Origin of the sequence: Trinickia mobilis (assembly GCF_017315705.1) — a bacterium.
GTDB classification, from domain to species: domain Bacteria; phylum Pseudomonadota; class Gammaproteobacteria; order Burkholderiales; family Burkholderiaceae; genus Trinickia_A; species Trinickia_A mobilis.
The window spans coordinates 219,554-240,807 of record NZ_JAFLRF010000009.1 but is presented as its reverse complement, the minus strand read 5'-3'; the positions used below and the strand labels follow the sequence as shown (position 1 = coordinate 240,807).

The 21,254-nt window shown below is 64.2% G+C and carries 23 protein-coding genes and 1 tRNA gene; 11 read left to right on the top strand and 13 right to left on the bottom strand.

What is annotated here, in order from left to right:
• The first annotated feature begins 32 nt into the window (after nt 1-32).
• On the top strand, nt 33-902 hold the full coding sequence (locus J3489_RS15380) for an ATP-binding protein (protein WP_206999377.1): 870 nt from the start codon (nt 33-35) through the stop codon (nt 900-902).
• Complete coding sequence (locus tag J3489_RS15375; protein WP_206999376.1) at nt 899-1,330, top strand: NUDIX domain-containing protein; 432 nt, start codon at nt 899-901, stop codon at nt 1,328-1,330. Before J3489_RS15380 ends, J3489_RS15375 begins: the two co-directional genes overlap by 4 nt.
• Nucleotides 1,331-1,410: 80 nt before the next feature.
• Here J3489_RS15375 and yacG read toward each other — a convergent pair whose 3' ends face one another.
• From yacG to J3489_RS15330, 9 genes are all read right to left on the bottom strand, one after another.
• Complete coding sequence (yacG, locus tag J3489_RS15370) at nt 1,411-1,602, bottom strand: DNA gyrase inhibitor YacG (protein WP_137333902.1); 192 nt, start codon at nt 1,600-1,602, stop codon at nt 1,411-1,413.
• Nucleotides 1,603-1,624: 22 nt separating this feature from the next.
• Nucleotides 1,625-2,380: a cell division protein ZapD gene (gene zapD / locus J3489_RS15365; protein WP_206999374.1), complete on the bottom strand. Its 756-nt coding sequence runs from the start codon at nt 2,378-2,380 to the stop codon at nt 1,625-1,627.
• A 167-nt stretch (nt 2,381-2,547) separates the two neighbouring features.
• Nucleotides 2,548-3,159, bottom strand: coding sequence for a dephospho-CoA kinase (gene coaE / locus J3489_RS15360; protein ID WP_206999372.1), 612 nt, complete (start codon nt 3,157-3,159; stop codon nt 2,548-2,550).
• Between the two features lie 3 nt (nt 3,160-3,162).
• Nucleotides 3,163-4,071, bottom strand: a complete 909-nt coding sequence (locus J3489_RS15355; protein WP_206999370.1) for a prepilin peptidase — start codon at nt 4,069-4,071, stop codon at nt 3,163-3,165.
• A 44-nt stretch (nt 4,072-4,115) separates the two neighbouring features.
• Nucleotides 4,116-5,333: a type II secretion system F family protein gene (locus J3489_RS15350; protein ID WP_206999368.1), complete on the bottom strand. Its 1,218-nt coding sequence runs from the start codon at nt 5,331-5,333 to the stop codon at nt 4,116-4,118.
• Nucleotides 5,334-5,439: 106 nt separating this feature from the next.
• Nucleotides 5,440-6,807, bottom strand: a complete 1,368-nt coding sequence (locus tag J3489_RS15345) for a GspE/PulE family protein (protein WP_206999366.1) — start codon at nt 6,805-6,807, stop codon at nt 5,440-5,442.
• Nucleotides 6,808-6,890: 83 nt separating this feature from the next.
• A complete protein-coding gene (locus J3489_RS15340; protein WP_206999364.1) occupies nt 6,891-8,195 on the bottom strand; it encodes an HlyC/CorC family transporter in 1,305 nt (434 codons plus the stop codon).
• A 169-nt stretch (nt 8,196-8,364) separates the two neighbouring features.
• Nucleotides 8,365-8,441 (bottom strand) — tRNA-Pro (locus J3489_RS15335).
• A gap of 30 nt (nt 8,442-8,471) precedes the next feature.
• Entirely contained in the window at nt 8,472-9,464 is a 993-nt protein-coding gene (locus J3489_RS15330; RefSeq protein WP_206999363.1) for a polyprenyl synthetase family protein, read from the bottom strand.
• A 257-nt stretch (nt 9,465-9,721) separates the two neighbouring features.
• Between J3489_RS15330 and rplU the strand changes: the two genes are divergently transcribed.
• From rplU to proB, 4 genes are all read left to right on the top strand, one after another.
• Entirely contained in the window at nt 9,722-10,033 is a 312-nt protein-coding gene (gene rplU / locus J3489_RS15325; protein WP_006025184.1) for a 50S ribosomal protein L21, read from the top strand.
• Between the two features lie 24 nt (nt 10,034-10,057).
• The gene (gene rpmA / locus J3489_RS15320) at nt 10,058-10,321 is read left to right on the top strand and encodes a 50S ribosomal protein L27 (RefSeq protein WP_206999360.1); all 264 of its coding nucleotides are present in this window, start codon (nt 10,058-10,060) and stop codon (nt 10,319-10,321) included.
• Between the two features lie 167 nt (nt 10,322-10,488).
• Nucleotides 10,489-11,601 carry an Obg family GTPase CgtA gene (cgtA, locus tag J3489_RS15315; RefSeq protein ID WP_206999359.1) on the top strand — a complete coding sequence of 371 codons (1,113 nt, stop codon included), beginning with the start codon at nt 10,489-10,491 and terminating at the stop codon, nt 11,599-11,601.
• Between the two features lie 80 nt (nt 11,602-11,681).
• Complete coding sequence (gene proB, locus J3489_RS15310; protein WP_206999357.1) at nt 11,682-12,800, top strand: glutamate 5-kinase; 1,119 nt, start codon at nt 11,682-11,684, stop codon at nt 12,798-12,800.
• Between the two features lie 82 nt (nt 12,801-12,882).
• Here proB and J3489_RS15305 read toward each other — a convergent pair whose 3' ends face one another.
• Entirely contained in the window at nt 12,883-13,434 is a 552-nt protein-coding gene (locus tag J3489_RS15305; RefSeq protein WP_206999355.1) for a CNP1-like family protein, read from the bottom strand.
• A 90-nt stretch (nt 13,435-13,524) separates the two neighbouring features.
• On the bottom strand, nt 13,525-14,223 hold the full coding sequence (locus J3489_RS15300; RefSeq protein ID WP_206999353.1) for an RNA pyrophosphohydrolase: 699 nt from the start codon (nt 14,221-14,223) through the stop codon (nt 13,525-13,527).
• Between the two features lie 269 nt (nt 14,224-14,492).
• On the opposite strand from J3489_RS15300, the gene J3489_RS15295 reads away from it, so the two are divergent.
• Nucleotides 14,493-16,229 carry a proline--tRNA ligase gene (locus tag J3489_RS15295; protein WP_206999351.1) on the top strand — a complete coding sequence of 579 codons (1,737 nt, stop codon included), beginning with the start codon at nt 14,493-14,495 and terminating at the stop codon, nt 16,227-16,229.
• A gap of 12 nt (nt 16,230-16,241) precedes the next feature.
• Nucleotides 16,242-16,844 (top strand): MarC family protein, encoded by a 603-nt coding sequence (locus J3489_RS15290; protein ID WP_206999349.1) that lies wholly within the window; start codon nt 16,242-16,244, stop codon nt 16,842-16,844.
• A 104-nt stretch (nt 16,845-16,948) separates the two neighbouring features.
• Here the strand turns inward: J3489_RS15290 and J3489_RS15285 are convergent, their stop codons facing one another.
• Both J3489_RS15285 and ffh read right to left on the bottom strand, forming a co-directional pair.
• Complete coding sequence (locus J3489_RS15285) at nt 16,949-17,500, bottom strand: hypoxanthine-guanine phosphoribosyltransferase (protein ID WP_206999347.1); 552 nt, start codon at nt 17,498-17,500, stop codon at nt 16,949-16,951.
• Between the two features lie 145 nt (nt 17,501-17,645).
• The gene (gene ffh / locus J3489_RS15280; RefSeq protein ID WP_206999345.1) at nt 17,646-19,013 is read right to left on the bottom strand and encodes a signal recognition particle protein; all 1,368 of its coding nucleotides are present in this window, start codon (nt 19,011-19,013) and stop codon (nt 17,646-17,648) included.
• Between the two features lie 87 nt (nt 19,014-19,100).
• On the opposite strand from ffh, the gene J3489_RS15275 reads away from it, so the two are divergent.
• From J3489_RS15275 to ampD, 3 genes are read left to right on the top strand one after another with little or no spacing between them, the layout of a single operon-like run.
• On the top strand, nt 19,101-20,024 hold the full coding sequence (locus tag J3489_RS15275; protein ID WP_206999344.1) for a cytochrome C assembly family protein: 924 nt from the start codon (nt 19,101-19,103) through the stop codon (nt 20,022-20,024).
• Nucleotides 20,025-20,031: 7 nt separating this feature from the next.
• Nucleotides 20,032-20,358: a PP0621 family protein gene (locus J3489_RS15270; RefSeq protein WP_206999343.1), complete on the top strand. Its 327-nt coding sequence runs from the start codon at nt 20,032-20,034 to the stop codon at nt 20,356-20,358.
• A complete protein-coding gene (gene ampD, locus J3489_RS15265; protein WP_206999342.1) occupies nt 20,355-20,939 on the top strand; it encodes a 1,6-anhydro-N-acetylmuramyl-L-alanine amidase AmpD in 585 nt (194 codons plus the stop codon). The genes J3489_RS15270 and ampD overlap by 4 nt, the downstream gene beginning before the upstream one ends.
• The last annotated feature ends 315 nt before the right edge of the window (nt 20,940-21,254 follow it).

Below are 21,254 nucleotides of genomic sequence, written 5' to 3'. Positions count from 1 at the left end.
GCTCGGACCGGGCGCCCCGACCGCATGCCACCATGGATAAACTCGAACATTTCCTGACGCGCGCCGAAGCGCTGCTCGGGCGCCTCGAAGCGATGCTGCCGCCGGGGTCGCCGCAAATCGACTGGTCGGCAGCGGTCGCGTTCCGCTGGCGCAAGCGGCAAGGCCGCGGCTACCTGCAGCCGGTGCCCGCCATTTCGAACATCTCGCTCGACGACCTGCAAAACATCGATCGCCAGAAGGCGCTGATCGAACAAAACACGCGCCAGTTCGTGCACAAGCAGCCGTCGAACAACGTGCTGCTGACGGGCGCGCGCGGCACCGGCAAGTCGTCGCTCATCAAGGCGTGCCTCAACGCCTACGCGGCCGACGGCCTGCGTCTGATCGAAGTCGACAAGGACGACCTGCACGATCTCGGCGACATCGTCGACCTCATTTCGCAGCGTCCCGAACGCTTTATCGTGTTCTGCGACGACCTCTCGTTCGAGGAGGGCGAATCGGGCTACAAGGCGCTGAAAGTGGCGCTGGACGGCTCGGTCGCCGCGCAGTCCGACAACGTTCTGATCTACGCCACGTCGAACCGCCGCCATCTGCTGCCCGAGTACATGAGCGACAACGAGACGTACAAGCACATGCCCGACGGCGAGATTCATCCGGGCGAAGTCGTCGAAGAGAAGATCTCGCTGTCCGAGCGCTTCGGCCTGTGGGTCAGCTTCTACCCGTTCAAGCAGGACGACTATCTGGGTATCGTCGCGCACTGGCTGCGGCATTTCGGCTGCGACGACGCCGAGATCGAAAGTGCGCGCGGCGATGCGCTCGTCTGGGCGCTGGAGCGCGGGTCGCGCTCGGGACGTGTCGCGTGGCAATTCGCGCGCGACTGGTCGGGTCGCAAGGCGCAGGCATGACGGGCGACGTGAAGACTCAGGACGGCGCGGCTGCGCCGTCGCGTCCGGTGACCGAGGTAGCGGTCGGCGTGCTCGTGCAGCCGGACGGCCGCTACTTGCTCGCGCAACGTCCGGCAGGCAAGCCGTACGAGGGCTACTGGGAGTTTCCGGGCGGCAAGCTCGAGCCGGGCGAAACCGTCGAGGCGGCGCTCGAGCGCGAATTGCACGAGGAGTTGGGCATCGTCGTCACCGAGTGCCATCGCTGGCATACGCTCGAGCACGACTATCCGCACGCTTACGTCCGGCTCTATTTCTGCAAGGTGACGGGCTGGAGAGGCGAGCCGCACGGCCGCGAAGGGCAGGCATTCAGTTGGGAGCGGCTGCCTGCCGCCGTCGAACCGCTGCTTCCGGCGACGATCCCGGTTCTGGCGTGGCTGGCCGCCGATTGATGCGGCCGGCCGGTTTCGTTTCCGAAAGCCGTGAAGCTGACAGCGCAACGCCGCCAGCGTGACGAAGAGCGTGTTCTCGTCTAGTTGAGGTCGCCGCGCGAGGTATCGTCGGAAGGCGGTTCCTCGTCGGTGCCGCCGATCTTGTACTTCTCGTTGGCCCAAGCGCCAAGATCGATCTGTTTGCAGCGCTCCGAGCAGAACGGGCGAAAGCGGTTTTCCGGTACCCAGCGGACTGGCTTGCCGCAAGTCGGGCATTTCACGACGGTGGTCATACGTTCAGGCGTTTTCTGGCGATTACAGGCTGCAGAGCGTGAGTTGGAACGGCACGTCGACATCGACCGCACGCGGCCGCAAGTTTCCGTCCTGCACCGTAAAGCGCACCCAAAGCATGTACTTGTTGGCGCTTGCTTCGGGGATCATCCGCATTTCCGGCGAAACACGTACCTGCATCAATTGATAAGTCCGGCCGGACAACATTTGCTGATAGCTGCCTTGCATCGCCATCACTTTCGATGCTTGGCCCGACTCGCGTGCGAGGCGCAGCACGATCGTCGCGGCATCGCGCAGCGGCAGCAGCGGCATGATCCACTTGGCGATATCTTCGCGGCGCTGATCGGGATGCGTCTGCTGCCAGGCGTAGTACGACGGCAGGTCGAATTTGCAGGTGCCGCCGGGAATGATCGCGCGGCTACGGATGCTCGCGAGCCATTCGTTGTCTGCTAAATGCTGACCGGTCTTGCCTTGCATTTGTGCAAGGCTTGCAAGCGTCTGCTCGATTTCTCCGAGCACCGCTTCAAGTGCGTTTTGTTCGATGCCGGGATTGCCTCGGAACGGCGCAAGCGTTTGGCGCTGGCGTTCGAGTTCCTTCATCAGATCCGATTTCAGGTCTGCGCGGCCCGTGACTTCGGCGATTTCGAACAGCGTAGTGAGCGCGACGTGATGTTCCCTCGCGTCGTCTTGGGTCAGGAAGAACGTAAAGCGCTCGAACAAGTCTTCGAGGCGCAGCAGGGTGCGGATTCGTTCGTTGAACGGATACTCGTAAAGGATCAAGCGCGCTCGCCCCTGGCGTTGTCGGTGAAGGAATTGCAGGACATTCTAATGCCGCAGGACTACCCCCGCAATCACGCACTTTTTTGCCATCTTGCCGGCAGATGTCGAATCTGGCGTGACTGTTCAGAACATTTATCGGCGCACGGGGGCGTTGTCTTTAGACGATGCTAGGCAGAGGGCGTGCCCGCAAGCGCGAGATATCGGCGATGCAAGCGTTCGACTTGCGCCGCGAGTTCGTCGAGCGCGGCGCATTCGTTGACTATCAGGTCGTCGGCTGCGGCGAGGCGCGCGTCTCGCGTGGCTTGCTTGTCGATGATTGCGAGCACCTGTTCGCGGGGGAATGCATTGCGGCGCATCACGCGCTCGATTTGCGTATCGACGCTGCAGTCGACAGTCAGCACGCGGTCGACCCGCGACTTCCACGTGCCCGATTCGACGAGCAGCGGCACGACGACGATGAGATACGGGCCCTTTGCCGCGTTGCGCTCGCGTTCGGTTTCGGCGCGAATCAACGGATGGGTGATCGCTTCGAGCCGCGCTTTCGCGGTGTCGTCGCTGAATACCAGTGCGCGCATTTTGGCGCGGTCGAGGGCGCCGTCGGCCGTGACGAACTCAGCGCCGAATTCCTTTGCAATCGGCGGCATCGCGGCGCCGTTCGGCCCGGTGATGCGATGCGCGATGAAATCGGTGTCGACGATCGGTACGCCGCGCGCCGCGAACAGGTCGGCGACCGTCGTCTTGCCGCTGCCGATGCCGCCGGTCAGCCCCACAGCAAACATGGTTCAGCCTCCAAACGCGTGATAGAGCGGGGTGCCGAGAAAGAGCGTCGCGGCGCCGCCGGCAGCAAGGAACGGACCGAACGGCAGCGGCTCCTCGAAGCGCATGCGGCCGCTCAAGGTCGCCGCGATCCCGACGACGGCGCCTGTCACCGCTGCGATCAATACGACTTGCGGCAGCGCAGCCCAGCCCAGCCAGGCGCCGATCGCCGCCAGCAGCTTGAAGTCGCCGTAACCCATGCCCTCGACGCCGCGCACGAGTTTGAACAGCCAATAGACGCACCACAGAAAGAGGTAGCCCGCGATTGCGCCGATGACTGCGGTTCGCAGGCTCGCAAAGGTATCGGCGAAGTTCACGATGAGTCCGGCCCACAAGAGCGGCAGCGTCAGCGAATCGGGCAGCAGGCGCGTGTCGATGTCGATGGCGCTCATCGCGAGCAGTGTGGCGCAGAGGCCGAACGCGGCGAGCGCCGCGAACGACGGTCCAAACGACCACAACGCGAGCGCCGCGAACGCCGCGCTCGCGAGTTCGATCAGCGGATACCGGATGCTGACCGAAGTCTTGCAGTGCGAGCAGCGCCCGCGCAGCAGCAGATAGCTGACGACGGGGATGTTTTCCCACGCACGCAACACGTGGCCGCAATGCGGGCATGCACTGCGCGGCACGCACAGGTTGTAGCGGGCGGGCAGGCCGTCATCGGCGCACGGGACGCCTGTCGTGTCGCTGACTTCTGCGCGCCACGCGCGTTCGAGCATGATCGGCAGACGGTGCGCGACGACGTTCAGAAAGCTGCCGATCACGAGGCCGAGGGCGATGGCGAAGGCGAATTGCACGCCAGCCGGCAATGCGCCGAAGGCGGCGCTCAAGCCGTCCACATGGCGGGCGAGCGGATCGCTGAGGGAGAGATCGTACACAGGCTGGATACCGGTCGAAACTTACGATTGGGTTGGGCTGGATGCTACACCACGTTGCCGAGTTGGATGATGGGGAGGTAGAGCGCGACCACCAGCCCCCCGACCAGCGCGCCGAGCACGATGACGATCAGCGGTTCGCAAAGGCTTGCCAGCAACCCGATTTTTTCGTCTACCTGACGATCGGCGAGCGTGGCGACGTCGAGGAGCATCGCGTCGAGCGCCCCTGATTCCTCCGCGACGGCGATTGGCTGCACGACCTGGAGCGGAAAGCAGTGCGACGCGCGCATGGCCGCCGCGAGCCGCTCGCCGCGGCGCAGCCGCGCTGCGATATCGACGGTTGCCAGGTCGAATACCGTATTGCCGGTGGCGTGCGTGAGCGAATCGAATGCATCGGCAAGCGGTGTGCCGGCTGCGAGCAGCGTGCCGAGCGCCCGGCTCCAGCGGGCGGCAGCCAACGTGGCGAGTAACGGACCGACAATCGGGAGCCGAAGCGTCATGCGATCGAAGGCGGCGCGGCCGGATGCTGAACGACGCAGACCGTTGGCGACCGCGAATGCGATCGCAGCGACGACGGCGAGCACCGGCCCGAACCACTGTGCCGCTGCATCGGAGAGCGCTAGCACCAGTTGCGTCGGCGCGGGTAACTGGGCGCCGAAGCCGTCGAAGATCTGCTTGAACGTCGGCACGACCCAGACCAGGAGCGCGGCGGTGATGGCGAAGGCGAGCAGCAGCACGGCGACTGGATAGGTCAGCGCGGCGCGCACTTTCGCGCGCTGGACGGCGGCGCGCTCGCGGTCGTCAGCGATGCGTGCGAGCACCGGCGCGAGCGCGCCCGAGGTTTCGCCCACCGCGACGAGCTGGCAGTACAGCGCGTCGAACTGCTTGGCGTAGTGGGCGAGCGCCACGGAAAAGCTCGAGCCGGAGACGATTTGCCGGACGAGGCCGCCGACGATGCGTGGCATGCCGCTGCGGCTGGGTGTCTGTGCGATCAAGTCGAGCGCGGGGGCGAGGGGCAGACCCGCCCGAAGCAGGCTCGCCAGTTGCCGGGTGAACGACGTGACTTCGCTGGCTTTTGCTTTCGGCGGGGCGGCCTGGCCGCGTGCTTCGATTTCGAGCACTACGATGTGGTCGCGCTTGAGCGTCGCGCGAGCGCCCGCGGCATCGGGCGCGACGATCGTGCCGCGTTTGCGGATACCGTCGGCTTGGACGCCGCGCCAGGAAAAGCGCAGTTCGGATGCTGCGTTCGGAGCGGGTGCGGTCATGGTGCCTCCCGTCCCCCAAGGGGACTTCCTTCGGGGCGCCGGGCCGCCCCAAGGGAGGCGTCCGCCCCCTTGGGGATTTGCGAACGAATGTGAGCGTGGGGGCGGTTCATGACGCCTCCGTCGCGCTAAACGCTTCGGCGAGGCTCGTCGTGCCGTCGCGGACACGTGCGAGCGCCGCCTCGCGCAGCGTCAGAACACCATCCTGCCGCGCCTGCCGTGCAATCTCGTGCGCGCTCGCCCGAGCGACGATCAAATCGCGCATTGCATCGGTTACTGGCATCACCTGATGCACACCGATTCGGCCGCGATACCCGATGCCGTGACACGCAACGCAGCTTTTCGCGGCGAACGGCGTCCAGCCGCTCAGATCGTCGCCGGCGAAGCCCGCTGCACGCAGCGCTGCCGGCGACTCCGGCGCCGGTATCCGGCAGCGCGCGCACAAGCGCCGCACAAGCCGCTGCGCGGTCACGATCCGCAATGCCGCCGCTAGGTTGTAAGGCGCGATGCCGATATCGATCAGCCGCGTGATCGCGGCCGGCGCGTCGTTCGTGTGGAGCGTCGAGAGCACGAGGTGGCCCGTCTGCGCGGCCTTTAGTGCGACGTCGGCGGTTTCCTCGTCGCGGATCTCCCCGACCATGATGACGTCCGGATCCTGCCGCAAGAACGCCCGCAGTGCGACGGCAAACGTGAGCCCGGCCTTTTCGCGCACGCTGACCTGGTTGATGCCGGCGAGCTGGATTTCGGCGGGATCCTCGACCGAGCATATGTTGCGCGATTCGGCGTTGAGCATTTGCAGGAAGCAGTACAGCGACAAGGTTTTGCCGCTGCCGGTCGGCCCGGTTACGAGCATGAGGCCGTGCGGCGCGCGGATTGCGGCGTCGACGAGTGCAGCTTGTCGCGCATTGAGGCCCAGCGATTCGAGCGAGAGGTCTGGAGGGAGTCCATCGAGACGGCGCAGCACGAGCTTTTCGCCAAACAGCGTCGGCAGCGAGTTGACGCGATAGTCCTCGACCTTGCCGGGCGTGACCGCGAGCCGCAAGCGTCCGTCCTGCGGCACTCTACGCTCGGCGATGTCGAGCCTGGCGAGCACTTTGATGCGCGTGACAAACGCGTCGCGCAAATGGGGCGGCGGCCGCGCGATTTCATGCAGCACGCCGTCGATTCGCAAGCGGATGCGCCAGCCGCTTTCGGCGGACTCGATGTGGAGGTCCGAAGCGTTGCGCCGCGACGCGTCCTGCAGGATGTCTGCCAGGAGCCGAACGGCGGGTGCGCTGTCGGCGTCGCTCAGTCGAGACGACGACTCTCCCGACTCTGCAGACGCGGATGCGACCGGCGGGGCCCTCAGGGCAGAGACGAAATCAGAAGGTCTCTCCGTCGCAGGAGCGGCAGCTGCGCTGGACGTTTGCGACGCCGATTCGCTGACGGCGCTGAATTCTGCCGCACGAGAGCGCGCAGCACCGAGGCTGGATGACATGAGAAGCCGGCAATGCGCCGCCTGTAGAACACGATGAATCCATCATCGCGCGAGCGGTTTGGGCCCGGCAGTCGGCCGAACGGCTAATGGAGCGTCGATTTGGCGGGCTTCGCGGAATTGGGCGCGGTCGGCTTGAAGATTTTGACGGTACGAACTGCTTGATCGTCGCTGCGCAGCACTTCCAGCCGCACGCCGCTGACCTGCAAGCAGACGTCGCCCTCCGGAATCTCCTCGAGCGCTTCGAGAATCAAGCCATTCAGCGTTTTCGGTCCGTCGGTCGGCAGGCTCAGATGCAGCCAGCGGTTCAGTTCGCGCAACGGCATGCTGCCCGCGACGATGCATTCGCCGTCCTCGTTCCAGCCGCTTCTCGAACTGGCGCTGCGCGGAATCGACGTCGTGAACTCGCCGATCAGCTCCTCGATGATGTCCTCGGGCGTGACCAGCCCTTGCAGTTCGCCATATTCGTTGACGACGAGCGCCGTGCGGTGCCGGCTTTCCTGAAAGTACTGAAGCTGCTGGAACACGGGCGTGCCCGACGGCACGAAATATGGCTCGGCAAGCAGCTCGCGCAGCGTTTCCCGTTCGAGTTCCTGGTTGTGCAGCGAGGCCAGCGTCTTGCGCACGTGCAACACGCCGAGCACCCGGTCGATGTCGCCCTGATAGACGATCAGCGTGTTGTGATAGCAAGTTTCGAGCTGATGGAGGATGTCGTCGAACGGCGCGTCGAAATCGATTGCTTCGATCCGGCGGCGCGGAATCATCACGTCGTCGACGGAAATGTTCTCGAGGTCGAACAGGTTCAAGAGGATGCTGCGGTGCTTGGTCGGCATGAAGCTGCCGGACTCGAGGACGATCGTGCGCAACTCCTCGGTCGATAGGCGCTGGTCGCGTCCGCCCTTCGTATTGATGTGCAGCACGCGCAAAATCGCGTTCGCGAACAGGTTGACGAACCACACGAACGGCCGCAGGAGGCGCATCAACGGCGCGATGATCAGGCTTGCCGGCAGCGCGATCTTTTCCGGGTAGGTTGCGCCGACGATCTTCGGCGTAATTTCCGCAAACACGATGATCAGGAACGCGACGATGCCGGTCGCGATCGACAGCACGAGGTTGTCATGGCCGAACGTGTGCAACGCGATCGACGTCGTCAGGACCGGGATGATCGTATTGAACAGGTTGTTGCCGATCAGGATCACGCCGAGCAACTGGTCGGTGCGCGACAGCAGGTTTTGCGTGGTTTTCGCACCAAGCGCACCTTTGGTCGTCAGGTACTTCAGGCGGTGGCGGTTGAGCGCCATCATCGCCGTCTCGGAGATCGAAAAGAAACTTGAGCAGAAAAGCAGCAGGAAGACGGCGCAAACCTGCGCCCATATCGGGAATTGTTCCACGCGGTGTCGAGGAAAGAGGGGATGGCGAGAATATAGCAGAGCAGGGTGGCGAGCCAAATCGGCCGAACGGCCAGCGCGGGCGATGCGCTGCGACGCCGTTGCGGCTAAGGGAGCGCGAGCCCGCTGGGCGAAAAAAAACCGCGCAACGCGTGCGCGGTTTTTCAAAATCTGGTCGGGGTGAGAGGATTCGAACCTCCGGCCTCTACGTCCCGAACGTAGCGCTCTACCAGGCTAAGCTACACCCCGATTTGGACTCCGGCGACCATTCAGTCTCATTTAAGACTGCCTCGTCGTCGAGTAAGAGCATAATTCTAGCAGGCTTTCTTTGTATATGGAATCCGGAAACGACGAAATTGCCGCCGCGGCTGCCTGTGCTTCCTGGCGGGCGCTTTGAAGCGTGTGATCGAGCGCGCCGGAGCGCGTGATCGCTTCAAAAATCGTCTCGAAACGGGCTGTGCCGCCTTGCTCGATCGCTTCGCGCGCCAGCGCCGACTGCTCGGGCGTGCCGCGTTCGATCAAGTAAATGAGCGGCAGCGTGGGCTTGCCTTCGCGCAGATCGTCGCCGGCATTCTTGCCCATCGACTCCGGCGTGCCGGTGTAGTCGAGCCAGTCGTCCATGATCTGGAACGCCGTGCCGATCCGGCGGCCGAATTCCGCGGCTGCCGCTTCGATCGTGGCGTCGGCGCCCGAGAGCACGGCGCCAAGCTGGGCTGCGGCCTCGAAGAGCTTGGCGGTCTTGTAGCGGATGACCTGCATATAGCGCGATTCGTCGACGTCGGCATCGTGCATGTTGAGCAACTGCAGCACTTCGCCTTCGGAAATGATGTTGGTCGCTTCCGAGAGGATTTCCATCACGCGCATCTTGCCGACGCCCACCATCATCTGGAACGAGCGCGAATACAGGAAATCGCCGACCAGCACGCTTGCTGCGTTGCCGAACAGCGCGTTGGCCGTCTTGCGGCCGCGCCGCAAGTCCGATTCATCGACGACATCGTCATGCAGAAGCGTCGCGGTGTGGATGAATTCGACGACGGCAGCGAGTTCATGCCGGTGGCCGGTCGCGTCGCCGAGCGCGCGGGCGACCAAAAGTAGCAGCGCAGGGCGCAGCCGCTTGCCGCCGGCGCCGATGATGTATTCCGAGATCTGGTTGATCAGCATCACCTCGGAGGCCAAACGGTGCCGGATCACCCGGTTCACCTGCTCCATGTCCTGGGCGATCGGAGCAAGCAGGGTGGCGGCGCTGGGGGGAGAGGTGGCGGTCGACGACATGATGAAAAATATGGGTAGTGCCGCGGATTATAAGGCGAATCGCCCGCGCGCCGTGAGTCGGCCGGTGGGGCGAGAGCGCATCCTCGGCCGATCGGCCGGCTTGGCGCGCCTGCCGCTGCGTCGCGCCGTCGCGCCGCGCCGCAGCGTCGATCAACGGCGAGTTTTGACCGCGAAGCTAACTCTATGTATAATCACAGGTTTCCGCGCGCGCTATGCACGTGGGAAATCGGAAAAATGAACACAGAGTGAGGTTCTCAATGTACGCGGTCATAAAAACCGGCGGCAAGCAGTACAAGGTTGCCGTTGGCGAAAAACTTAAAGTAGAACAGATACCGGCAGACATTGACGCTGAAATCACGCTCGACCAGGTTCTCGCAGTAGGCGAAGGCGAATCGATTAAGTTCGGTACGCCGCTGGTGAGTGGGGCTTCCGTCAAGGCTACCGTCGTCTCCCACGGTCGTCATGCCAAAGTGACCATCTTCAAGATGCGTCGCCGGAAGCACTACCAAAAGCACGGCGGCCACCGCCAGAACTACACCGAACTGCGCATCGACGCGATCAACGCGTAAGCGCACCGGTCAAGGAGCAATCAGATGGCACACAAAAAAGCAGGCGGGTCTTCCCGCAACGGCCGCGATTCCGAGTCGAAGCGCCTCGGCGTCAAGGTCTATGGCGGCCAAGCGATCAACGCGGGCGGCATCATCGTGCGTCAACGCGGTACGCGTATGCACCCGGGCGATAACGTCGGCATCGGCAAGGATCACACCTTGTTCGCGCTGACGGACGGCCACGTCAAGTTCACGACGAAAGGCGCCGGCAAGAAGCATCTGGTCAACGTGATTCCGGCTGCGGTCTGAGCTTACTCAGACACGGCGGAACCGACCGGAACAAAGGCCCCGCGATGTTTGCGGGGCCTTTTTTATTGGCGTAACTGCGCGTATTGGCGGTTCGGCCGATTGGTCAACGCTCGCAGGGCGCGGCAAAATAGCGAATACACAGCAATAAGCACGGGACGGAGCAACGCATGAAGTTCATTGACGAAGCGAGGATTGAAGTCATCGCCGGCGACGGAGGCGATGGCAGCGCGTCGATGCGCCGCGAGAAATTCGTCCCGTTCGGCGGTCCGGACGGCGGCGACGGCGGCCGCGGCGGCAGCGTCTATGCGGTCGCAGACCGCAACATCAACACGCTGATCGATTACCGGTACGCTAAGAAACACCAGGCGCGCAACGGTGAAAATGGGCGCGGCTCGGATTGTTACGGCAAGGGCGGCGACGATATCACGTTGCGCATGCCCGTTGGTACGGTCATCACCGATATGGACACAGGCGAACTCATCGCCGATCTGACCGAGCACGATCAACAGGTGCAAGTCGCCAAGGGCGGCGCAGGCGGCCTCGGCAACTTGCATTTCAAGTCGAGCACGAACCGGGCGCCGCGTCAGAAGACCGAAGGCAAGCCGGGCGAGCGGCGGATGCTGCGCCTCGAATTGAAGGTGCTGGCCGACGTGGGTCTCCTCGGCATGCCGAACGCGGGCAAGTCGACGTTCATTTCGTCGGTGTCGAACGCGAAGCCGAAGATCGCCGACTACCCCTTCACGACGCTCGCGCCGAATCTCGGCGTCGTGCGCGTCGGGCCGAGCAAGAGCTTCGTCGTCGCGGACATTCCCGGGCTGATCGAGGGCGCCGCGGAAGGGGCGGGCCTTGGCCACCAGTTCTTGCGTCATCTGCAGCGCACCGGCGTGCTGCTGCATCTGGTCGACCTCGCACCGTTCGATGAGAATGTCGATCCGGTGGCGGAAGCGAAGGCGATCATCGCGGAACTGCGCAAGTACGATGACGCACTGTTCGAAAAACCGCGCTGGCTCGTATTGAACAAGCTCGACATGGTGCCCGAAGACGAGCGCGAAGCGCGCGTTGCCGATTTCCTCAAGCGTTTCGAGTGGGACGGCCCAGTGTTCGAGATCTCGGCGCTGACCGGCCAAGGCTGCGAGAACCTGTGCTACGCGGTGTACGACTACCTCGCCGAGCACTCGGACGCGCATCGCGCGGCACACGAGGAAGACATTGCCGCCGATGTTCGCTTTCGCGATGAGGCGCAGCCGGGCGCCGCGAGCGACGCCGCCCCCCAGGATTAAGCTCGACTCATCCTTCATTCGCATGCCGCGTCGAACGGCGGGCTATCGCGCCATCGATGCATTACTGGAGACCGCGCACGATGCGTTCTGTCATCGCCGATTCGAAACGTTTGGTAGTGAAAGTAGGGTCCAGTCTCGTGACGAACGACGGGCGCGGTCTCGATCACGCGGCCATCGGCCGCTGGGCTGCGCAAATCGCGCAATTGCGCGCGCAAGGCAAGGAAGTGGTGCTCGTCAGTTCGGGCGCGATTGCCGAAGGGATGCAGCGCCTCGGCTGGACCAAGCGCCCGCGTGAAATCGACGAGTTGCAGGCCGCCGCCGCTGTCGGCCAGATGGGGCTCGCGCAGGTGTACGAGAGCCGCTTCGCCGAGCATTCGATCCGCACGGCGCAAATTCTGCTGACCCACGCGGATCTGGCCGACCGCGAACGCTATCTGAACGCGCGCTCGACGCTGTTGACGCTGCTGCGCCTCGGCGTCGTACCGATCATCAACGAGAACGACACCGTCGTCACCGACGAAATCAAGTTCGGCGATAACGACACGCTCGGCGCGCTCGTGGCGAACCTGATCGAAGGCGACGCACTGGTCATTCTCACCGATCAGCGAGGCCTTTACACGGCCGATCCGCGCAAGGACCCGAACGCAACGCTGGTCGAGCAGGCCGACGCGGGCTCACCGGAACTGGAGGCGATGGCTGGCGGCGCGGGGTCGAGCATCGGCCGGGGCGGGATGCTGACGAAGATCCTCGCCGCGAAGCGCGCAGCGCACAGCGGCGCCGACACCGTGATCGCGAGCGGGCGCGAAACCGAGGTGCTGGCCCGGCTGGCCGCTGGCGAGGCGATCGGCACGCAATTGATCGCGCGAACGGCGCGCATGGCCGCCCGCAAGCAATGGATGGCCGACCATCTGCAAGTGCGCGGGCACGTCGTGATCGACGACGGCGCGGTCGAGAAGCTCACCGTGGGCGGCAAGAGCTTGCTGCCGATCGGCGTTGTCGACGTGCAGGGCGCGTTTGCGCGCGGCGAAGTGATCGCCTGCTTGAACGCCGCAGGCCGCGAAGTCGCGCGCGGGCTCACGAACTACAGCAGCGCCGAAGCGAAGCTGATCCTTCGCAAGCCGAGCACCGAGATCGAGTCGATCCTCGGCTATATGCTCGAGCCCGAGTTGATTCACCGAGACAATCTCGTGCTCGTTTGAGTCGAGCGCCTAAGTCGGACGCGCGAAAAAAGCCGCTGATCGACAGCGGGCTCTTTTGTGGTCGCGCTGGGGCGCTCGCGCGTCAGCGGACGCCGTCCGAGGCGATGCGCCTCATGCGGATGTTGTTGACGATCGTCTTCGCCGAACCGGTCGGCAACTTGTTCTCGCAGAAGTAGTCCTGATAGAGCGACGCCTGGTACGCATTCAGGTTGCCGTTCTCGATGCGTTGCCACGAGTTCGCCACTGAGCGGTCCCAGTCGTCGTGGTCCGCGTTCAGTCCTGCGTAGAGGCGCCACTCGTACGTATCGCAACGAATTCCTTCGTAGTTGACGTTGCGCGCGCCTGCCGGACTCGTCACCACGACCGTATAGCGCACGACCCCGTCCGAACCCACCGTCAGCGACTTCGAATCGATGGAGAATTTCAGCGGCGTGTTTTGCGACACGTCGAACGACAGCAGGTCGCCCGCTTGCGGCAGCGGCGGCAAGGTGTCGACCTTGTTTTCGACCCAGTTCCCCTTGCGGTCGAGCAGATAGGTGAAGGCGCTGTCGTCCTTGTTGCTGGGCGTATTCGAGCAGCCCGCCAGTAGGGCGCCGGCGGCAGCGCAGGCCGCGGCGAGAGCAATCGCTTTCAATATGACATCCTCGAAAAAACGGGCGCGATGCCGTGTGAACGGCTCAGCGCCCGCGGTTGCGGCATAGGCGGTAAAGCCGCCGCGTGTCGATTACCCGCGCAGAATGCGCGTTTGCTCGTCGGAAGCTTCGGGTGACAGGCAATCTGCGCCGTCCTCCGAGCCTATCGAGTTGACCGTGCCGGCAGAACCCATGGTCTCGATCGTCGCTTCGATCGTCACCTGCGCGACGGTTCCCATCGCCGACGCCGTCACCGAGGCCGCAATGCGCGGATACCGTTGGCCATGGTGCCCGCGCGGCCTCTCCGCTCGCGGTGCCGGCCGGCGCAGGAACCGCGACAACTCCGTCAACGCCAACTGATACACATCTCTCTTGAACTCGATCACCGCGTCGAGCGGTACCCAGTACTCGTTCCAGCGCCAAGCGTCGAACTCCGGGTGATCGGTTGCGCGCAAGCAAATATCGCAATCGCGTCCGATCATCCGCAGCAGAAACCAGATCTGCTTCTGCCCGCGGTAATGACCGCGTACTTCACGCTTGATGAACTTGTCCGGCACCTCATAACGCAGCCAGTCGCGCGTGCGACCGATGATCTTGACGTGCTCCGGAAGCAAGCCGGTTTCCTCGTGTAACTCCCGATACATCGCTTGCATGGGGGTCTCACCGTACTTGATGCCCCCTTGCGGAAATTGCCAGGAATGTTCACGCAGCCGCTTACCCCAAAACACCTCGTTGTGCGCGTTCAAGAGGATGATGCCGACGTTCGGGCGAAAGCCTTCACGATCCAGCATACAACCACCTTCGAATCCTTTAAAATTGCTTTGATTATAAACAGATAACGGGTCTTACGCACCGCCATGCACCAGGACGGGCCGATTTGCAGCAAGGTGCGTGCCGAGAGCAGACTCAAGATTTGTCTGGCAATCCGGCATACACGGTGCCGCTGCTGCACCTTGCCTCATGTGGCCCCGTAAAGCCGCTGCGACCCTATCACCTATACTCATACGTTCTACTTCTTTCGGGCGGCTCGCCCAGGGCCGCCGTTTTTGGAAAATTTTGAATGAAAGCCTCCCGTTTCTTTATCGGCACCTTGAAGGAAGCTCCGGCCGACGCAGAGATCGTCAGCCACCAACTGATGGTGCGCGCGGGGATGATCCGCCGCGTCGCCGGCGGCATCTACAACTATCTGCCGATCGGCCTGCGTTCGATTCGCAAGGTGGAAGCGATCGTGCGCGAGGAAATGAACCGGGCGGGCGCGCTCGAACTTCTGATGCCGGCCGTGCAGCCGGCCGAGCTGTGGCAGGAGTCGGGGCGCTGGGAGAAGTACGGTCCCGAGCTGCTGCGCTTGAAGGACCGCAAGCAGAGCGACTTCGTGATCGGGCCGACGCACGAAGAAGTCGTGACCGACATCGCGCGCAACCAGATCAAGAGCTACCGGCAGATGCCGGTCAACTTCTACCAGATCCAGACGAAGTTCCGCGACGAGATCCGTCCGCGCTTCGGCGTGATGCGCGGCCGCGAATTCACAATGAAGGACGCCTACTCGTTCGACAAGGACCAAGCCGGGCTGCAGGAGTCGTATCGCAAGATGTACGAGGCATACGTGCGCATCTTCACGCGCATCGGCCTCGAGTTCCGCGCGGTGGCGGCCGATAACGGCTCGATCGGCGGCAGCGGTTCGCACGAGTTCCACGTGATCGCAGAGACCGGCGAGGATTCGATCGCCTATTGCCCGACGTCGGATTTCGCGGCGAACGTCGAAGCGGCCGATGCCCTGCCGTTGATCGCCGAGCGCGCCGCACCGCAGGAAGCACTGAGGAAGACGTCGACGCCCGGCAAGGCGAAGTGCGAGGCCGTCGCCGAGTACCTGAACCTCCCGCTCGAGCGGACGATCAAGTCGATCGTGCTCGCGACGGAAAATGAAGGCGCCGAGCCGACCATCTGGCTCTTGATGCTGCGCGGCGACCACGATCTCAACGAGATCAAGGCGAGCAAGCTGCCGGGCCTTTCCGACTACCGCTTCGCGACGGAGCAGGAAATCGTGGAGTGGTTCGGCACGCCGCCGGGCTACCTCGGCCCGCTCAATACGAAGAAGCCGGTCAAAGTGATCGCCGACAGCACGGTTGCGAAGATGAGCGATTTCGTCGTCGGCTCGAACGAGGTCGACTTCCACACGACCGGTGTGAACTGGGTGCGCGACCTGCCGGAGCCGGTCGTCGCTGACATCCGCAACGTGCGCCGCGGCGATCCGTCGCCGGACGGCAAGGGCACGCTCGAGATTTGCCGCGGCATTGAAGTCGGGCACGTGTTCCAGCTCGGCACGAAGTATTCGGTAGCGATGAACGCGACGTTCCTCGACGAAACCGGCAAGCCACAGCCGATGATCATGGGCTGCTACGGCATCGGCATCACGCGCATTCTCGGTGCGGCGATCGAGCAGAATTTCGACGAGCGCGGAATCATTTGGCCGGAAGCGATCGCGCCGTTCGAGGTCGTGCTTTGCCCGATGGGTTACGACCGCAGCGAGGCCGTCCGTGAACAGGCCGACAAGCTTTACGCGCAACTGGTCGAGGCCGGCATCGATGTGATTCTCGACGACCGCAGCGAGCGGCCCGGCGTGATGTTCGCAGACTGGGAGCTGATTGGCGTGCCGCACCGGCTCGTGATCGGCGATCGCGGCCTCAAGGACGGCAAGATCGAATACCAGGGCCGCCGCGACGTGGAGCCGACGCTGCTGCCGGTAGACGAAGCCGCCGTGGCGGTGACGGAGAAAGTGCGCGCCGTGGTCGCCCGCTAACCGAGTGCCGCGTTGGAATACAACTTTTTGTCGGCGACGGTTCTGCTGCTTCTGATCACCGATCCGCTCGGCAACATTCCGCTCTTCATCTCCGCGCTGAAGAACGTGCCGCAGGATCGGCGGGTCAAGGTGATTCTGCGGGAAGTGGCGATCGCATTTGTGATCCTCCTGATCTTCATGGTGATCGGCGACCGCTTCTTGCGGATGATGCATCTGACCGATCTGTCGTTGCGCATCGGCGGCGGGATCGTGCTTTTCCTGATCGCGCTGCGGATGGTCTTCCCGCATCCGGATGGGGCGCTCGGCAACGATCCGCGCGCGGGCGGCGAGCCGTTTATCGTGCCGCTCGCGATCCCCGCACTGGCTGGCCCGTCGGCGCTCGCAACGGTCATGCTGCTGACTTCGCAATCTCCGGGGCAGGTGCCTGAGTGGATCAGCGCGCTGACGGTGACGATGATCGTGTGCGCGGCGGCGCTGGTGCTCGCGGAGCGGATTCAGCAGTGGCTCGGCGAGCGTACCGTGATGGCGTTCGAGCGGTTGATGGGGCTGGTGCTGGTCGCGATCTCGGTCGAGATGATCTTGGGCGGGATTCGAGTCTTCGTGCATCAGCTCTAGCCGGACGCGCCGTGATTTGGCGCAGGGCGGAGACGAAAAAAAGCGGCCGGCGGGCCGCTTTTTTATTGAGCTGAATCACTGCGAGAGCGCTCGGCGGGAGCGCGTCACGCGCCGTCGGTCAGCGCGCGGATCGTCGGCAGGTTGCGCCAGTAGCCCTTCGCGTCCATCCCGCAGCCGAACACGTAGCGGTCGGGCACTTCGAAGCCGCAGAAGTTGGGGCGCAGCGGCTTGTCCTTCTGAATCAGCTTCTCGCACAGCACGGCCGACAGGAAGCGCTTCGCGCCCATCGCCAGAATGCGGTCGCGGATCGCGGCCATCGTCTCGCCTTCGTCGAGGATATCGTCGAGCACGAGTACGACGCGATCCTTCACCGACTCCGCCGGCGCGACGCGCCACTGCATGTCGCTGCCGCCCTTCGTGGTGTTGCGGTAGCGGGTCAGGTGGATGTAGTCGAACTCGAGCGGGAAGTCGAGGTGCGGCAGCAGCATGCCGGTGAACACCGCCGCGCCGCCCATCACCGACAGTACGAGCGGGAAGTCCTCGCTCATTTCGGTGCGGATGGCCTGCGCCATCTTCTCGATCGACGCATCGACCTCGGCGGCCGATACGATCTCTTCGGAGTGGCGGAAAATGTGGAGAGCTTCTTCGCGATTCATGACGTCTGACGGACAGTGTCTGTATACATTAGTGTGGGAGAGAACGGCGGCGCACGCTACAGCATAATCCCGTGCGTCACCATCCTGGGCGACGGCCAGGAGACGGCGCTGTTTCGACCGCCTTCCGCCGCCTCGAACGGACCGATCAGCGCATGCCCGGCAGCATGCCCTTCATGCCGCGCATCATCTTCTGCAGGTTGCCGCCCTTCAGCTTCTTCATCATCGTGCGCATCTGCTCGTACTGGTTCAGCATCCGGTTCACTTCCTGCACCTGGACGCCTGCGCCCGCCGCGATGCGGCGCTTGCGCGTCGCCTTGATGAGCTCGGGTTTCGCGCGCTCCTGCGGCGTCATCGAATTGATGATGCCTTCCATGCGGCGCATCTGCTTTTCGGCCTGACCCATGTCGGCGCCGGCCGCGGCTTGCTGGAACTGCGCGGGCAGCTTGTCCATCAGCGACGACAGGCCACCCATATTCTTCATCTGCGATAACTGCGCGCGGAAATCGTTGAGATCGAAGTCGCCGCCTTTCTTGACCTTGTCGGCGAGCTTCTGGGCGGCTTGAACGTCGACGCCGCGCTGCGCTTCCTCGACGAGCGCGAGGATGTCGCCCATGCCGAGGATCCGGTTCGCCATCCGGTCCGGGTAGAACACTTCGAGGCCGTCGAGCTTTTCCGCGACACCGGCGAACTTGATCGGCTTGCCCGTCACGTGACGCACTGACAGCGCCGCGCCGCCGCGCGAGTCGCCGTCGAGCTTGGTCAGCACGACGCCGGTGAGCGGTAGCGCGTCGTTGAACGCCTTCGCGGTGTTGACGGCGTCCTGGCCGAGCATCGCGTCGACGACGAAGAGCGTTTCCGCGGGCTTCAGCTCGGCGTGCAGCGCGCTGATCTCCTGCATCATCAGTTCGTCGATGCCGAGACGGCCCGCCGTATCGACGAGCAGCACGTCGTGGTAGTGGCGCTTCGCCCAGTCGACCGCGGCGCGCGCGATGTCGACGGGCTTCTGGTCAGGCTCGGACGGGAAGAAGTCGGCGCCGACCTGTTCGGTCACCGTCTTCAACTGCGCGATTGCGGCAGGGCGGTAGACGTCGCAGGAAACGGTGAGCACCTTCTTCTTGTGCTTCTCGCGCAAGAGCTTGGCGAGCTTGCCGACCGTCGTCGTTTTACCGGCGCCTTGCAGACCGGCCATCAGGATGATCGCCGGCGGTGTGACGGCGAGATCGAGCTCGACGGCCTTGCCTTCGTAGTCGCCGCCGATCACGGCGGTCAGCTCGCGCTGCACGACACCGACGAGCGCCTGACCCGGCGACAGACTCGAGAGCACTTCCTCGCCGAGCGCCTTTTCCTTCACCTTCGCGATGAATTCGCGCACGACGGGCAGCGCCACGTCGGCTTCGAGGAGCGCGAGGCGCACTTCGCGCAGCATCTCCTGCGTGTTCGCCTCGGTGAGCCGGGCTTCGCCGCGCAGCGTCTTGACGACGCGCGCCATCCGTTGGGTGAGATTGTCGAGCATGGGGAGCGATGGACAGTGCGGGCACCTGGCGCGCGGCGGACGAAACGGGAGACGTCGCGGGAGAGGGCCCTAGTGTAAACTTCGGACATGGATATTGTACTGTATGCCCTCACCGCGCTTCTTTACGGCGGCCTTGCCGTCGCAGGCTGGCGCGCCCATCGGCGCGGCGGGGCGCAAACGATGCTCTCGAGCGTGCCGCGGGTGCCGGCGGGCCCGGAGGTGCGCGCGTCGGTGTCTGCCGCGTCGGGCATGAGCGTGCAGGGGCGGGCGCTGCTCTTTGTCGCGCTGCTCGCGCACGGTCTGCTGCTGCACACGACGATCTTTCCGCAGAGCGCGATGGTGTTCGGCTTTGCGTTCGCACTCTCCGCGATGTTCTGGCTCGGCGCCGGCATCTACTGGATCGAGAGCTTCTTCTTCCCGCTCGACGGCCTGCGGCTCCTCGTGCTGCCGCTCGCCTGCGTCGCGTCGCTGATGCCGCTCGCGTTCGGCGGTGTGCGTGTGCTGTCGTATGCGGCCGCGCCGATGTTCAAGCTGCATTTCCTGATCGCGAACATCGCGTACGGTCTCTTTGCGATCGCCGCGCTGCACGCGGTGCTGATGCTGTTTGCCGAGCGGCGCCTGCATGCGATGCGCGGCGCGGTGCACCGAAGCAGCGGCGCCAACGGCGACTGGCTCTCGAGCTGGCTCGATACGCTGCCGCCGCTTCTCACGCTCGAAAAGCTGCTGTTCCGCCTGATCTCGGCCGGCTTCGTGCTGCTCACGCTCACGCTCGTGTCCGGCATCCTATTTAGTGAGCAACTGGTGGATCGCGCGATCAAGCTCGATCACAAGACTGTCTTCGCGATCCTGTCCTGGCTGATGTTCGGCGCGCTGCTCACGGCGCGCAAGGTGTCCGGCTGGCGCGGCCGCGCGGCATCGCGCTGGGTGCTGGCGTCGTTCGTGGCGCTGCTCCTGGCTTATGTCGGCAGCCGCTTCGTCTTCGAGGTGCTGCTGCACCGTCCTGTGGTTTGACCGTTTCATGCGACAACTTCTTCTTCTAATTCTGCTGTTCTTCGCCGGCCAATGGCTCGTGAAGGCACTGCGGCGCGCGGGCGATGCCGCCGACGCGCCGCGCAATGGCCCGTTCGACGCGGCCGGCCGGCCCGGCCCGAACAGCGGCAACGCTGGCGCTGCCGGCGGCGCGCAAGCGCAATCGCGGCAACTCGCCGAGCCGATGGTTCGCTGTGCCACTTGCGGCGTGCACACGCCGCAAAGCGAGTCGGTCGTCGTCGCGGGGCAGCGCTTTTGCTGCACCGAGCACGCCGAGCGCTACGCGGCGCGGCCGACGGGGCGCACCGCCCGATGAGCGCAGGGTTGAGCGTCGGCGCCGGCGGCTGGGTGAGCGCGGCGCGCGCACTGCCGTCGCCGAACTTCGAGGCGCGGCCCGATGGCGCCGTGCCGACGCTGATCGTCATCCACAACATCAGCCTGCCGCCCGGCGAGTTCGGCGGCAGCGCGGTCGCGGATCTCTTCCTGAACCGTCTCGACTGCGACGCGCACGCGTACTACGACACGCATCTGCGCGGCTTGCGCGTGTCGTCGCATTTCGTGATCCGGCGCGACGGCGCGCTAGAGCAGTACGTCTCGTGCAACGACCGTGCGTGGCACGCGGGCCTCTCCAGCTTCTTCGGACGCGAACGCTGCAACGACTTCTCGATCGGCGTCGAGCTGGAGGGCAGCGACGATACGGCGTTCGAAGCGCCGCAATACGAGACGCTGGCTGCGCTCGTGAAGGTGCTTGTCGACCGCTATCCGGTCGATGCGCTCGCGGGCCACTCCGACATTGCGCCAGGTCGCAAGACCGACCCCGGTCCGCACTTCGATTGGCAGCGCTTCGCGCAAGACACCGCATTGCCCGCTCGGTACTTTCCCTATCGGCACGGTTGACGCAGCCGTTTCGCGGGTCCGCGCACGTTCGTTGCTCATTGCGTAGGCAAGGCGAAGAACGTTGCAGCGCCTTGCTTTCCGGGCGATGCCTTGTCTCGTCTAGGCGTGTGAAAAGTCAAGCGTCCGACACCAAATAAAGCCTTTTGAGATCAGATGTAAGTCCACTATACTTGGTGCCAGTCAGACGCACCTGCACAATATCTTGTGTCTCTGGCCCGGCGGCACCCAGCCTCGACAGTTCGGTGCCGCAAGCATTGCCAGCGTTGCAATCAAAGAGGCGCTGCGACGGGACATCCAATCTCGCGCAGTGCTGTC